This is a genomic window from Pantoea rwandensis (genome assembly GCF_002095475.1).
Taxonomy (GTDB): Bacteria; Pseudomonadota; Gammaproteobacteria; order Enterobacterales; family Enterobacteriaceae; genus Pantoea; species Pantoea rwandensis.
Genome location: NZ_MLFR01000025.1, coordinates 34,764 through 48,723 on the forward strand (window position 1 = coordinate 34,764; position 13,960 = coordinate 48,723).

The window sequence follows — 13,960 nt, forward strand, 5'->3', positions numbered from 1 at the left end:
CTTGGGCTTAACGAGGCAATTGAATGGAATTCAGATCTTTTGAGAAATCTTGGGGCGCAGAAATACAGGCAGATGGCAGCGTGCTGTTTCGCTTGTGGGCGCCGGGTCAGCAACAAATTACGCTACGCATCGCTGAGGGTGACCATCGCATGCCCGCGATCGGTGAGGGCTGGTATGAACTGCAACTGAGCAACATCGCTCATGGAACGCCATATCACTATCTCCTCGCCGATGGCACCTTAGTGCCCGACCCCGCCTCCCGCGCGCAGCAATCGGCGGTGAATGGCCCTTCACTGGTGATAGATCCTCACCATTACGTATGGCAACACCCAAGCTGGCGCGGGCGGCCCTGGGAAGAAACCGTGGTGTATGAACTGCATATCGGCACCTTCACCCCAGCGGGCACATTCCTGGCGGCGATAGAAAAGCTACCGGAATTAAAAACGCTTGGCATCACCATGATCGAGGTTCTACCGGTGTCACAATTTGGTGGAACGCGCGGCTGGGGCTATGACGGCGTATTACTTTACGCACCTCAAGCCAGTTATGGATCGCCGGATGATTTCAAAGCGTTCGTCGATGCCGCGCATGCGCATGGTTTATCGGTGGTTCTCGACATTGTGCTTAATCACTTTGGCCCAGAGGGCAATTATTTGCCGCTGCTGGCTCCCGCGTTCTTCCACCAGGAACGTATGACGCCTTGGGGCGCAGGTATCGCCTACGATGTGGATGCCGCTCGCCGTTACATTATCGAAGCCCCGCTCTACTGGCTGCAGGAGTTTCATCTCGACGGTCTACGTTTTGATGCCATAGACCAGATTGAAGATACCTCCAGCAAGCATGCGTTGATTGAGATTGCTGAACGCATCCGTCGAGACATCACCGACCGGCCCATCCATCTCACCACCGAAGATTGCCGCAACGTGACCTTCCTGCACCCACGTGACAAACAGGGTAACGCGCCACTGTTTACCGGCGAGTGGAATGACGACTTCCACAACGCCATTCATGTATTTGCCACCGGTGAAACCCACGCCTACTACCAGGACTTTGCCGACGTGCCGGAAAAACTGATTGCACGCATTCTGGCTGAGGGCTTTGCCTATCAGGGTGAAATCTCCCCGCAAAGTGGTCAGCGGCGCGGCGTACCGAGTGCTGGGCAACCGCCAGTGGCCTTTGTGGATTTCATCCAGAATCATGATCAGGTCGGTAACCGGGCGCAAGGGGATCGATTGATCACGCTGGCCGGCGCAGAACGTACCAAAGTGCTGCTCGCCACCCTGTTGTTGTCACCGCATATCCCTTTGCTGTTTATGGGCGAAGAGTTTGGCGAAACCAACCCGTTTTTGTTTTTCACAGATTTCCACGGCGATCTCGCCAAAGCCGTGCGCGAAGGCCGTGCCCGCGAGTTCACCGGACACGCTGGACATGATAGCGACGTGCCCGATCCTAACGATGAGCAGACCTTTATCCGCTCTAAACTCGACTGGAGCAAACCACAAAGCGTTGAGGGGAAAACCTGGCTGACGTTCACTCAGGCTCTGTTGCAATTGCGGCAGCGCCACATTGCGCCGTTACTGGCTTCGGCTGCGGGTCACAGTGGCAAGGTCTTGAAAACCGCACAAGGCTTTGTGGCGGTGAGCTGGTCATTCCCGGCTGGAGAGCTGTCAATGGCCCTCAATATCGGTAAAACCGCACAGCCCCTTCCTGCCATGCCCGGTGAAACTATTTTTGCGTGGCCACAGGAAAGTGTATCCCTGCCACAACACACCATTGTCGTACGTCTGAACACGGGAGTATCCGCATGACTGTGCCTACCGCCACCTACCGTATTCAGTTTCGTAATGGCATGACGTTTGACCGCGCCATCGAACTCATCCCCTATCTGCAACGACTCGGGATTAGCCATCTGTATGCTTCACCCATCTTCACCGCCACCCGTGATTCTACCCACGGATATGATGTCACCGATGCCAATGAGATCGATCCCGCACTCGGTGGGCGTGAAGGGTTTGATCGCTTGTCTGCCGCTTTGCAGCAGGCACACCTCGGTCTAATTCTCGATATTGTGCCGAACCATATGGCGGCATCGCTGGAAAACACGTGGTGGCAGGATGTGATCGAACAGGGCGAGCACAGTCGCTATGCCTGCTACTTCGATATCGACTGGTCACGTCGTTTGACACTGCCGTTCCTGGGTGACGATTTTGACCGGGTGCTACAAAACAATGAGCTCAGCATAAAGCCCCATCCACAAACTGGCCGTCCAGCCTTGGCTTACTACGACAGCTTCTACCCCCTGACGCCGACCAGCTGGGAAAATCGGGTTGATGAGGTGCTGGCCATCACCGACCATGCAGCCATTGCCGAACTGCATCAACAGCAGCCCTGGCAGTTAATCAACTGGCGTGATGCACGACGAGACCTCTCCTACCGTCGTTTTTTTGAGATCACCGGTTTGGTGGGCATACGCGTTGAGGATGAAGACGTATTTAACGCGTCACACGCGCTGATTCTGGAATTGGTGCACCATGGCGCAGTGAGCGGATTACGTGTCGATCACATTGATGGATTGGCCGATCCGCAAGGCTATCTGCAACGTCTGCGCAAGGCCGCAGGACCAGATTGCTACATCACGGTGGAGAAGATTTTAGCCGAGGGGGAACAGATCCCCGCAGAGTGGCCGATTTCTGGCACCACCGGCTATGAGTTTATCGCTGCGCTGTCCCATGCCTTAATCGACGACACCCAAATTGATGCGCTGCACCTCGCTTATGAAGCCGCGACGGAAGAGAGAAACAACCTTAGCGCGGGTTTGCGGGCGGCACGTGAATTGATGGTGGATCGCAATTTTGCCGGGGAGTTCGCCCGCTTGCTGGCGTTAGCCACCGATATTGCCGGCGAAGAGCAGCGTAATTTTGGTGAAGCCGAATTGCATGTTGCACTGAGAGAAATGCTGATTGCCTTCCCTGTTTATCGCACCTACGGTCGCCATGCTGGCATGACGTTGGCGGGAGAAGAGTTGCTGCAGCAGGTGCTGGAGGAGGTGAAGTTCAGCGCTTCGCCCGTTGCCCTAAGCTTTCTGCAAGCCATATTGCTGGGGGCGCTATCTGAACGCAGCGAGCATGACGCGGCTGAATTCCGCTCGCGCTTCCAACAACTTACCGGCCCACTGATGGCGAAGTCCGTCGAAGATACTCTGTTTTTCCGTAACCACGTTCTGCTGGCGATTAATGAAGTGGGCGCAGAACCGTTGCCGCATCCCTTCTCATTGCAACATTTTCACCAAGAGATGCAAACCCGCCTTCAGCGCCAACCCGATGGCATCTCGAGCACCTCAACACACGATACTAAACGTGGCGAAGATGCCCGTGCACGTCTTTATACCCTGAGTGAAGCCCCGGCGTTGTGGGCAGAGCATGTGACACGCTGGCGTGATCTTCACCAATTGCAGATAACGCCCCTGCGGGATGGGATTGCTCCTGAGCCCGCCGTCGAGTGGATGCTGTATCAGGCACTGGCAGGCGCATGGCCCACAACCTTACAGCCACAAGATGCTGCAGGATTGGCCGCACTGCAGGAACGCTTTGTTCCCTTTGTGGAGAAAGCACTGCGAGAAGCCAAACTGCGTACCGATTGGGCCGATAGCAATGAGCACTATGAAAAGGCGGTGTTGGACTACACGCGCCACCTGCTTTCCCCACACAATCAGGCGTTTTTGGTGGATTTCCATCAAGCGTTACAACCTTTCCTGACCGCCGGTCTGATCAACAGCCTGACCCAAACCGTGATCAAACTGACCGCGCCCGGTGTGCCAGATATTTACCAAGGTAGCGAAGCGCTGGATTTCAGCCTGGTTGACCCTGACAACCGCCGCGAACCCGATTTTGCCACGCTGCAACAGCAGCTTAGCGCTACGAATGCAGTGAATTTTAATCAGCAGATGGATTGGTTAAACGGCACACTCAAACAGCAGATTATCGCCCGTATTTTACATCTGCGTCTGGATAAACCGCAGTTATTCCGTTTTGGTGATTATCAACCGCTGTATGCCACGGGTGAAAATGCAGAGCATGCTATCGCTTATGCCAGGCAGGACAGCAGCGATACGTTGCTGGTCGTGGTTCCTCGTTTACTGCTGGACAGCCAAGACTGGGCAGGGGCCGTCATTCAATTACCGGAGTCATTGGCACATCGCCGCTATCGCAACCTGTTGAGCGGCGAAATGCTCTCGCTTAACGAACAACTTTCACTGGAAAACATGCCGTACTACGCGCCGCTGGTGCTGATTGCCAGCTAAGCGTGCATCACATCAACCTGTATTTCTGTTCATTGGATGGAGAGGAATGAATGTCTAACGGTAAGCCTTTGGAAATCACCGCGGGTTCGGGTCTGCAGTTGGGTGCGAACTATGACGGTGCAGGGGTGAACTTTGCCCTGTTCTCAGCGCACGCAGAACGTGTTGAGTTGTGTCTTTATGATGAGAGTGGGCAGCATGAGGTCGCACGTTTTGATCTGCCCGAATATACCCATGAAATCTGGCACGGCTATGTGCCCGGATTGCCTGCGGGCGCTCTTTACGGCTATCGGGTACATGGCCCGTTCGACCCGGAGAATGGGCATCGTTTTAACCCCAATAAGCTGCTTCTTGATCCTTATGCGCGTGAACTACGCGGCAATATTGACTGGAATGACGCGCATTTCGCCTACGATCTGCATCATGAAGATAAAGATCTGACCTTCGACGAGCGTGACAGCGCTCCCTTTACACCGAAATGTCGTGTTATCGATCCTAACGAATTTGACTGGCAAGACGGAAACCGCCCTAATATTCCGTGGTCGCAAACCGTCATTTATGAGACGCACGTGAAAGGCTTTAGCCAGCTCAATCCAGCCGTGCCGCCAGATATGCGCGGCACCTATGACGGAATGAGCAATAAAGCCACGGTGGAGTACATTAAAAGTCTGGGTGTGACGTCAGTAGAACTGCTGCCGGTGCACTGGTTCCCGGACGATCAGCATTTGCTGGATAAAGGATTGAAAAACTTCTGGGGCTATAACTCACTGGCCTTTTTTGCGCCGGCATCACGCTATTTTGGCCCTCGAGGTATTCAGGGTTTTCGCGATATGGTGCGTGCCTTCCATGACGCCGGGATTGAAGTGATTCTTGATGTGGTCTACAACCACACCGCTGAGGGCAACGAACTCGGCCCAACCTTGTCATTTAAAGGCATCGATAACTTCTCCTATTATCGCACGCTACCCGATCAGCATCGTTACTACATTAACGATACCGGCACCGGCAATACCCTCAACACCTCGCATCCTCGCGTGCTACAGATGGTGATGGATTCATTGCGCTATTGGGCAGAATCGATGCATATCGATGGTTTTCGTTTTGATCTGGGCACCATTCTCGGACGCGAACCCGAAGGCTTCGATCAGCGCGGCGGCTTTTTTGACGCCATGACGCAAGACCCGGTGTTATCGAAACTGAAACTGATTGGCGAGCCTTGGGATATTGGACCTGGAGGTTATCAGGTAGGCGGGTTTCCACCTGGCTGGGCCGAATGGAACGACAAATATCGCGACACGGTGCGCGAATACTGGAAAGGCGACAACGTCTCTACCGACTTCGCTGCGCGTCTGCTGGGTTCCGGCGATCTCTACGATCAACGCGGACGCCGCCCGTGGGCCAGCATTAACTTCTTAACTGCGCACGATGGTTTCACGCTGAACGACTTAGTGTCATACAACGAGAAACACAACGACGACAACGGCGAAGATAACAACGACGGCCACAACGATAACCGTTCCTACAACTATGGTGCAGAGGGCCCCACCGACGACGAAGGTATCAATGCGGTGCGTGAACGGCAAAAACGCAATTTCCTGGCAACGCTGCTGTTCTCACACGGTACACCGATGTTGCTGGCGGGTGATGAATATGGTCGCAGCCAAATGGGCAATAACAACGGCTATTGCCAGGACAGCGAAATTTCGTGGCTGCATTGGGAGAATTTGCCAGAGTCGGCGGATGCGCTACGTGAATTCACTCGCCATTTGTTGGCTCTGCGTGTCAAGCAGCCACTGCTGCGACGTGAAAACTGGCGCGATGGTATGGACATCAAGTGGTTCAACGCAGGCGGCGGCTTCCAGCAAGCTGAACAATGGGATGAGGGCACTACACTTGGCGTCTACATTGGTCGGCCCGACCTACAAACAGAAGAGGACATCTGGCACGATGTGCTGATGCTGTTCAATCCGTTTGAAGGCAACGTGCCCTTCCGTATCCCACAATTCGGTGAAGGCGGCTGGGTACTGGAACTCACCACTCCGATACCGCTAAAAAAGGTCTCGTCATCACCAAAGAGAAGGATTTCGAGCTGGAAGGACGCAGCATGGCGCTATTTAGACGGCCTTAACTCATTATGCGGGAAGCTGAATGGCAGCTTCCCTTTTAAATCGCAAATGCATCTGGCCCCTTGGCCGCAAGGGTATTAAGAATACGTAATGCCGGACCGCTTGGTTTGATCTCTCCGCGCTCCCATTTCGAAACGCTATCTACCGTCATTCCCAAGGTATAAGCCAATAGTGCCTGACTTAAACCATACTGGTTTCGCATCCTTTTGATTTCCTGCCCGGTCATATCATGTACGGCAGCGACGCGTTTGCGGTATTCACTGGCTGAGATGCGCGTTTTAATTTGTTCGACATCTTCACCAGAGATTAAACCTAATGTGCGCAACTCTTCAGCATCTTCAAGCATCTCATTCAATGTCACTGACGTCGTTTTCATCACAATTTACCTCTCTGAAAGTCCCTCTGTTTTTGAGTTGAAGCAGGTCGGTCTCACTTGCCTGCAAATAACCCTTGGCGAGAATTTTGTAAGCAGTCAGCGCATCATCTTCAATTTCCCTGGCGTTTTTCTTGTTCAGCTCGGCCTTGGACCAGCCATCATAAAAAAACAGCGTGTTTCCTCTTTTGAAGAAAATCACCGAACGCGCCCCACAGCTCTTTCCAGCCTTCAGCGCTATACGCTTTTTGATAACACCACCGCCTAAATCAGCTTCAAACTCTCCTCTTTTGACCTCAGCAGCAGCGTTGCACAAATCGGCATCAAAGAGTTTTGTTTTCTTGAAACTACGGTCAAACCGCTTATGCACATAAATCGCCATTCCCTGCCCCTAAAATCCGTAATGATTATTATAGTAATCATTACGGCATTGCTTCAACATCTCCGCTGGTAAGATTCATACATGTCTGTCACATTAAATTTTATTGGCACTGAAATAATCCACGACTTCGGTTAAATGCGTCACAATCTCACAACGGTTTACCCGCTGTGCATCACCCCTTCATAAAAAAAATTAACTAAATCTCACAATCTGCCGATGGTTATTAATCTGCCCTATTCCCTGATTTTCCTTAAACCAGGGGTGCTTTTAGATTAAGGATAATAAGATGAACATCTCCCAGCGTCTTTTGCTGACTCTCTCTATGCTGTTTGGCGCCATCATCCTACAAGCGGTATTTGCTATCTCACTGCTTTCTGGATTTCAGGACCGTTTTGAATTTGTGCAAACCAACGCCATTCCTTCCATCAAGGACCTTGGTAAACTCATCGATCAAAGTAACCAACTGGCACTGACGTTGTATAAGCATCAGAGCCAGATTCATGACAGCAATATGCCCGCCGTGGAGCAACAGATTGGTCAGCAAATCAATGGATTGAAAGCACTGACTGATTACTACATGGCGAACGATATCTCTAGTGAAGAGGACAAGCGGCTGACCAATGTGGCTTTTGATCATATTCAACAGGTGGCCGCACAATTACCTGCATTCTTAACGGCTTCTCGCGCGCACCAAAATGAAGTCAGCTTAGATTTGCTTCAGAGTAATAACGGTATCGGCTCGGCAATTCGCCAAATGATCAGCGATTATCAAAAACAGCTGGCGCTGAACATTGCTATTGGTGATGAACTACGTGCTACCAATCGCAGTACCTTCCATTTTGTGTTGTGGGCCACCATCGCTGGGGTCACCGCCACGGTAGTAATATTTGGTCTGTTCTCGCTGTTTACCGTGATGCGTATTCGCCGCAGCTTGAGTGCCGTCGGCAAAGTGATGTTGACCGCCAGTGAAAATCTGGACCTGACACTGAGCGCGGACGAGAGCCGTCGCGATGAAGTGGGTAATATGGCGCATTCATTTAATATCCTGATGCAGCGTGTCTCGGAATCACTCGCCTCCGTGCGCAGAGCCTCACAGTCTGTCAGCAGTGCTTCGGTACAGATCTCAGCGGGCAATGAGGATCTCTCGGCACGCACCGAGCAACAGGCCGCCTCGCTGGAACAAACAGCAGCCAGCATGACGGAGCTGAGTGAAACCGTGCGTCAGACCGCGGACAACACCCGCCAGGCGAGCCAGCTGGCGGCCAACGCCAGCGAGCTATCTGAGAAGAGCGGTACATCGCTCACCACCATGTTATCGACGATGGATGACATTCGCGGCAGCTCACGCAAAGTCACGGAGATCGTCTCGATCATTGAAGGTATCGCCTTCCAGACCAACATTCTGGCACTGAATGCTGCTGTTGAAGCGGCACGCGCGGGTGAGCACGGTAAAGGCTTTGCAGTGGTCGCGGGTGAAGTGCGCAGCCTCTCGCAGCGCTCTAGCAATGCGGCACGTGAGATCAAAGCATTGATTGAAGAGTCGCACCGATTAACCGAAGCCGGTGCAAATCAGGCCAGCGATGTCGGCCGTAATATGGATGTGATGAATGATGCCATCCATCAGGTAAGCCAGTTGGTCGGTGAAATTGCTGCGGCGGCTGTTGAGCAGAGTCAAGGCATTGTGCAGGTTCAACAAGCCGTCAATCAGATGGATGATGTCACCCAGCAAAACGCCGCGCTGGTCGAGCAAGCCGCGTCAGCCTCGCAGTCACTGCAGGAACAAGCGGGAACCTTGAATCAACTGGTGGGCAAATTCCATGTCAGCGATGCGATTGATGTACCACAGCCTGTTCTGCGTAAAATCTCACAGCCAAAACCTCAGCGTTTAACCGTGGTGAACGACGCCGACTGGCAGAGTTTTTAAGGTTCCCCCTTCCTGCGCCGCGCGCGCAGGAAGGCTTTCTGTTACCCTTGGCGCTGATTCAGGGACGGGGGAACGCTCCATGGCTGACAACAGCGACATCAAAACAGACATTCTCGAAGCCACACTCACAGTGATCATTAACCAGGGTGTACGCGGCACGACTTATCGTCGGGTAGCTGAACAAGCGGGCTTATCACCAGGCACCCTCACCTACCATTTTCCACAAACCGATATCCTGCTTATGGGCGCCTTTAGCCATATGGTGGATACCATTGCGCAATCTTTTCGTGACCGTATGCATGCCGCGCGCGACCGAGCCAGCGCCTGTGAAGCGGTAGTGGATCTGATCTGTGGTGATATCTGGGCCAGCAAGCGTCATTTGGTGTTGAGTTTTGAGCTTTACTCGCTGGCCGCGCGTAAAGAGCCCTTCCGTGAACTGTTACAGCAATGGATGCAACGCAGCCGCGCGTCCCTACATCTGTTTTTCTCAATGGAAACAGCCTGTTCACTGGACGCGCTGATTGAAGGGTTCACCATTCACAACCTGCTCAATAATACCCCGATCAGCCGCGCAACGATTCTTAACGCGGTACGCAATATCGCCGCGCAGGACGATAATCAGGCAAGCTAAACGGAGAAATCTGCCTGTTCAGGTCTCGTCGATTTCTGTATTATCACCTCGTACACCTGTACGACAAAAGGGACAGTGATGAATTTACAGCAACAGCTACGCGGCAAATGGGCGATTTACGGCCTGATGTTTTTACCCGGTTTCACCTGGGCTTCATGGGTTAGTCGCACGCCCTATATGCGTGACATTCTGCATGCCTCCACCGAGATGATGGGCCTGATCTTGTTCGGCTTTTCCTGTGGTTCCATGCTGTGCGTGTTGCTGGCAGGAAAATTAATCGCGCAATATGGCACCAGCCGCGTCATGCGCTATGGCTTTGTGCTGCTGCTGAGTGGCGTCGCAGCCATGTTAGCTGCCCTACTCCTGCATAACGCTTACGGGGTGTTCGCCAGCCTGGTGTTACTGGGCGGAGGGACAGCGTTAATCGATGTCGTGATAAACGTTGAAGGCGCAGCCTTTGAGCGGCTGATCGACAAGTCAATTATGACCACCATTCACGGCTTCTTTAGCTTTGGTACGCTGATTGGCGCTCTGTCGGGTCTTGCGATGACGGCAGCGGATATCAGCATTAGCTGGCACTTTGCCGCCGTGGTGCTGGTGAACCTGCTGATCGTCTCCACGGCACTGCGTCATTTGCCCGCCACCAGCGACAGCGAACGACATGAACAGGATCACAGCGGAGGTTTCCTGGCGCAAGTTGGACGAGAGCTGCGCGACCGCCAACTGCTCATCCTTGGGGTGGTGATTTTGGCCATGGCGCTGGCGGAAGGCTCTGCCAATGACTGGCTGCCGTTACTGATGATCGATGGTCATAATCTCAATCACACGCAAAGCACGCTGGTGTATGCGGGTTTCACTGCGGGCATGACCATTGGGCGTTTCCTGGGCGGATACGTAGTGGATCGCGTGGGTCGTGTACTGGTATTACGTGCCAGCGCATTTTCAGCCGCCTTGGGTCTGGCAATGGTCATTTTTCCAACAATCAATGGCTGGCGGCAGCGGCGGTGTTGTTCTGGGGAATTGGCGCATCGCTTGGCTTCCCACTGACCGTTTCCGCTGCCGGCGACGGCCAAAACAGCGCGGTTCGCGTGACCATCGCCGCAACGCTTGGCTATCTGGCGTTTCTGGTGGGGCCACCGGGTTTGGGCTTTATTGGTGAACACGCGGGTTTGCGTATGGCGATGTTGCCGGTGCTGGTCATGGTGCTGCTGGCATTGGTGTGTGCGGGTGCGGCGGGTTCCAGAGACCTCAAAAAGGCTGATCAATCCATTTAAATAAAGCGGCCCAAAGGCCGCCTTATTCCGCTGACACTAAGCTGACTTGCGCAAACCTAAATAGCGCACTTTAAAGCTCTCCGCTTTTTGCGCCAGATAGCGCACGCGGAAAATATCATGGCGGGTGATCACCCCTTTCACCTCGCCTGAATCAACATCGGTGACCACCACCATGCCCACCTCTTCGCTGAATAAGTGGTCCGCGATATGGCTGCACAAGGTGTCGGGATGGGCGCTCATTTGTGGTTGGTCGCTCAGCAACTCCTGTAAGCTGATATCCATCGCACGCTGCTGCAGCTGCCAGTGGATCATCTCCTTACGTGACACCACCGCAATAAATCTGTCCTGCGCATCCACCACCGGATAATGGTGATGCGCATGTAAATCGCTCATCACAGCAATCACCTGTTGCAGAGGCGTTGAGCCCGGTAGCGTCGCTGGAGCGGCGGTCATAATTTGTCGCGCTTTGGTGGTCTCCAGCGTGTCGGTGGCATACTCCTGCACGATGTGATGTCCACGGCGCGCCAGTCGTTCCGTGAAAATGGAGCGAGGCATCATTAAAACGCTCACCGCATAAGATGCCACAGCCGCCCCTAATGCTACGGGCAGCAGGTCAAAATGCCCGGTCACTTCCACCGCAAACAGTGTCCCCGTTAACGGTGCTCGCATAGCCCCACTGAGAATACCGGCCATGCCCGCCATCACCAGCATGCCGCTGTAGCCGGGTAGCAGATGTGCCACCACGGCACCCACCGCGCCACCAATGATCAGTAACGGGGCGACCACACCACCAGAAGTCCCCGAACCCAGCGAGATCAGCCAGACGATACTTTTGACCAGCAGCAGCGAAATGATGATGTTGATTGCCAGCGAGCCATCTAACAAATTCTGGATACTGACATAACCCGCACCCAGCACGCGTGGCTGAACAATGCCCCCAATACCCACTGCCACGGAACCCAGCGCGGGCCACCACATCCAGTGAACTGGCAGCTGATGAAACCACTCTTCCAGCCGATACAGGCTTTTCGACAGCGCCACGGCGATAACGCCAGTCAAAGCACCAATACCCACCGCCACGATGAGTTGCATCGGTTGCAGATGAGTCACCCACTGGAAAGGGAAAATCGCGCCGGTGCCAATCAGCGCGTTGCGCCAACACCAGGAGACCAACACCGCACTGACCACCGGAATAAAGCTGCGTGGCTTCCACTCAAACAACAGCACTTCCAGCGCCAGCAGTACTGCTGCGACAGGAGCATTGAAGATGGCGGTCATGCCCGCAGCCGCGCCCGCCACCAGCAGGGTTTTACGTTCGGCCGCGCTGAGATGAAATAACTGAGCAAACAAAGAACCGATTGCGCCGCCAGTCATGATAATCGGCCCTTCTGCACCAAACGGGCCACCGCTACCAATCGATACCGCCGAGGAGAGCGGCTTAAGCACTGCCACCTTGGGTGACATGCGGCTTTCGCTGTAGAGAATTGCCTCAATCGCTTCTGGAATACCGTGGCCGCGAATTTTCTCCGAACCAAAACGCGCCATGACGCCAATGATTAAGCTGCCCAGCACCGGTGCCGCAAGAATGTGAAGCGCGCCAGCGTTGCCCGGCATCACGTGCTCGGTGAACGAAAATTGGTGATACCAGAACAGATTGGTCATCAAGGCGATCAGGTGCAGCAGCACAATGGCACCGAACGCACCGCCGGTTCCTATCAGAATGCCCATCAGCGCGAGTATAATCACTCGCTTCGTCACGGTGTGGTCAGAAAGTTTGGGCCGATGTGAGGAATCGGACAACGTGTCCCGCATCTTGTTGCTCCTGGTTACATTATTGAAACGCGCAATTTAAATCGTAATGCGATATAAATTCAATTCAGAAAGGTTTTCAACATGTCACAACCCAAAATGAAAGATGCCGATTACGTGCTGCTGGCGGACTTCCGCGCCACCTTGCGCACCTTTATGGCCTTCAGTGAAACGCAGGCTCGCAGCGTAGGGTTAACGCCGCAACAGCACCAGGCTCTGCTGACCATTCGCGGTACCGCGTTAGGTAACGCCACGGTCGGTTATGTGGCAGAGCGTCTGATGCTAAAACCGCACAGTGCGTCAGGCTTGTTAAGTCGTTTAGAAGAGGCGGGGTTGGTGCTACGCGAGCCAGATCAAACTGACCAGCGCAAAACCTTTTTGCGGTTGACGGCGGAAGCGGAGCAACTACTGGAGTCGCTCTCGCTGGCGCATCTGGAAGAGTTGAGCAACTTAAAACCGATGCTGCTGTCGATGATTAACCAATTCTGCTAGACGTTAGGCGGCAAGCATCAGTGGACTGAATCCATCGTTGGCTGCTTGCAGGCGCGGATCGCTCAGGCGATGCACAATGGTCAACAAGGTGCCACCGGCGTTATCTGGCGCGATCCTTAACGACACCTCGCTCTCCAGATAGGGAGGCGTATCATCGCGCATACGATAATGGATCGTTTTGCCAGGTTCACAGACAAGGGGTTCAACATCAGCTAATACCGCATCGGGCAGCCAGGCTTCCCGGTATTCGGCGATACTGATGGCGCGCCACACTTTCTCCGGTGGCGCGTCCAGTTGATACTCTTCAACGCGTTCGATCGCGGTCTCGGCTTCACTCATTGGTCCATATCCTTCAGCAAACTTTTCAGGGCATCAATGCGTGTCGGCCAAAACGCACGATACTTGGCTAGCCAGTTGACCAGAAACGTCATGCCAACCGGGTCGACTTCATAGTTCACAAACCGCCCTTGCCGCTCTTCACGCACCAGCCCCGCACACCGTAACACCGCGAGATGCTGAGACATCGCCGATTGGCTGATCTCCATCCCGTCGCGCAACGCCGTGGCATTCATGCGCCCCACCGACAGCTTTTCAAATATGGCACGGCGGGTCGGATCCGCCAGTGCTTTGAATATCGCATTTTCAATCATGC

12 protein-coding genes and 1 pseudogene are annotated in these 13,960 nt (G+C 53.8%); 8 read left to right on the forward strand and 5 right to left on the reverse strand.

The annotated features are described in order from the left end of the window. Window positions 1–23: 23 nt before the first annotated feature. The 3 genes and pseudogenes from treZ to glgX all read left to right on the forward strand — a co-directional run bounded on the left by treZ (window position 24) and on the right by glgX (window position 6,425). Window positions 24–1,808, forward strand: a complete 1,785-nt coding sequence (gene treZ, locus HA51_RS19970; protein WP_084936326.1) for a malto-oligosyltrehalose trehalohydrolase — start codon at window positions 24–26, stop codon at window positions 1,806–1,808. Further along, a complete protein-coding gene (gene treY / locus HA51_RS19975) occupies window positions 1,805–4,300 on the forward strand; it encodes a malto-oligosyltrehalose synthase (protein ID WP_084936327.1) in 2,496 nt (831 codons plus the stop codon). Before treZ ends, treY begins: the two co-directional genes overlap by 4 nt. Before the next feature lie 50 nt (window positions 4,301–4,350). Beyond that, window positions 4,351–6,425: pseudogene (glgX, locus tag HA51_RS19980) on the forward strand (glycogen debranching protein GlgX). Between the two features lie 35 nt (window positions 6,426–6,460). On the opposite strand, the gene HA51_RS19985 reads toward glgX, so the two are convergent. Both HA51_RS19985 and HA51_RS19990 read right to left on the reverse strand, forming a co-directional pair. Then, window positions 6,461–6,799 carry a helix-turn-helix domain-containing protein gene (locus HA51_RS19985; protein ID WP_084936328.1) on the reverse strand — a complete coding sequence of 113 codons (339 nt, stop codon included), beginning with the start codon at window positions 6,797–6,799 and terminating at the stop codon, window positions 6,461–6,463. After that, complete coding sequence (locus HA51_RS19990; protein ID WP_084936329.1) at window positions 6,771–7,178, reverse strand: type II toxin-antitoxin system RelE/ParE family toxin; 408 nt, start codon at window positions 7,176–7,178, stop codon at window positions 6,771–6,773. The genes HA51_RS19985 and HA51_RS19990 overlap by 29 nt, the downstream gene beginning before the upstream one ends. A 286-nt stretch (window positions 7,179–7,464) precedes the next feature. On the opposite strand from HA51_RS19990, the gene HA51_RS19995 reads away from it, so the two are divergent. From HA51_RS19995 to HA51_RS27580, 4 genes are all read left to right on the forward strand, one after another. Continuing rightward, entirely contained in the window at window positions 7,465–9,102 is a 1,638-nt protein-coding gene (locus tag HA51_RS19995; RefSeq protein WP_084936330.1) for a methyl-accepting chemotaxis protein, read from the forward strand. Between the two features lie 79 nt (window positions 9,103–9,181). Then, window positions 9,182–9,733 (forward strand): TetR/AcrR family transcriptional regulator, encoded by a 552-nt coding sequence (locus HA51_RS20000; RefSeq protein ID WP_084936331.1) that lies wholly within the window; start codon window positions 9,182–9,184, stop codon window positions 9,731–9,733. Between the two features lie 78 nt (window positions 9,734–9,811). Next, complete coding sequence (locus HA51_RS20005; protein WP_245840243.1) at window positions 9,812–10,780, forward strand: MFS transporter; 969 nt, start codon at window positions 9,812–9,814, stop codon at window positions 10,778–10,780. Beyond that, window positions 10,738–11,007, forward strand: coding sequence for an MFS transporter (locus tag HA51_RS27580; protein WP_245840244.1), 270 nt, complete (start codon window positions 10,738–10,740; stop codon window positions 11,005–11,007). The genes HA51_RS20005 and HA51_RS27580 overlap by 43 nt, the downstream gene beginning before the upstream one ends. A gap of 36 nt (window positions 11,008–11,043) precedes the next feature. Here the strand turns inward: HA51_RS27580 and HA51_RS20010 are convergent, their stop codons facing one another. Beyond that, window positions 11,044–12,819 (reverse strand): chloride channel protein, encoded by a 1,776-nt coding sequence (locus HA51_RS20010; RefSeq protein WP_084936332.1) that lies wholly within the window; start codon window positions 12,817–12,819, stop codon window positions 11,044–11,046. An 81-nt stretch (window positions 12,820–12,900) separates the two neighbouring features. Between HA51_RS20010 and HA51_RS20015 the strand changes: the two genes are divergently transcribed. After that, a complete protein-coding gene (locus HA51_RS20015; protein WP_084936333.1) occupies window positions 12,901–13,308 on the forward strand; it encodes a MarR family winged helix-turn-helix transcriptional regulator in 408 nt (135 codons plus the stop codon). A 3-nt stretch (window positions 13,309–13,311) separates the two neighbouring features. Here the strand turns inward: HA51_RS20015 and HA51_RS20020 are convergent, their stop codons facing one another. Both HA51_RS20020 and HA51_RS20025 read right to left on the reverse strand, forming a co-directional pair. After that, a complete protein-coding gene (locus HA51_RS20020; protein ID WP_084936334.1) occupies window positions 13,312–13,647 on the reverse strand; it encodes an SRPBCC family protein in 336 nt (111 codons plus the stop codon). Next, on the reverse strand, window positions 13,644–13,958 hold the full coding sequence (locus HA51_RS20025; RefSeq protein ID WP_084936335.1) for an ArsR/SmtB family transcription factor: 315 nt from the start codon (window positions 13,956–13,958) through the stop codon (window positions 13,644–13,646). Before HA51_RS20025 ends, HA51_RS20020 begins: the two co-directional genes overlap by 4 nt. Window positions 13,959–13,960 lie beyond the last annotated feature (2 nt).

What these genes read in the sequence shown, in the direction of transcription:
- HA51_RS20015 (WP_084936333.1), top strand. Translation starts at nt 12,901, where the DNA reads ATGTCACAACCCAAAATGAAAGATGCCGATTACGTGCTGCTGGCGGAC.
- HA51_RS20010 (WP_084936332.1), bottom strand. Translation starts at nt 12,819, where the DNA reads ATGCGGGACACGTTGTCCGATTCCTCACATCGGCCCAAACTTTCTGAC.
- treY (WP_084936327.1), top strand. Translation starts at nt 1,805, where the DNA reads ATGACTGTGCCTACCGCCACCTACCGTATTCAGTTTCGTAATGGCATG.
- HA51_RS20020 (WP_084936334.1), bottom strand. Translation starts at nt 13,647, where the DNA reads ATGAGTGAAGCCGAGACCGCGATCGAACGCGTTGAAGAGTATCAACTG.
- HA51_RS19990 (WP_084936329.1), bottom strand. Translation starts at nt 7,178, where the DNA reads ATGGCGATTTATGTGCATAAGCGGTTTGACCGTAGTTTCAAGAAAACA.
- HA51_RS19995 (WP_084936330.1), top strand. Translation starts at nt 7,465, where the DNA reads ATGAACATCTCCCAGCGTCTTTTGCTGACTCTCTCTATGCTGTTTGGC.
- treZ (WP_084936326.1), top strand. Translation starts at nt 24, where the DNA reads ATGGAATTCAGATCTTTTGAGAAATCTTGGGGCGCAGAAATACAGGCA.
- HA51_RS20005 (WP_245840243.1), top strand. Translation starts at nt 9,812, where the DNA reads ATGAATTTACAGCAACAGCTACGCGGCAAATGGGCGATTTACGGCCTG.
- HA51_RS19985 (WP_084936328.1), bottom strand. Translation starts at nt 6,799, where the DNA reads ATGAAAACGACGTCAGTGACATTGAATGAGATGCTTGAAGATGCTGAA.
- HA51_RS20025 (WP_084936335.1), bottom strand. Translation starts at nt 13,958, where the DNA reads ATGATTGAAAATGCGATATTCAAAGCACTGGCGGATCCGACCCGCCGT.
- HA51_RS20000 (WP_084936331.1), top strand. Translation starts at nt 9,182, where the DNA reads ATGGCTGACAACAGCGACATCAAAACAGACATTCTCGAAGCCACACTC.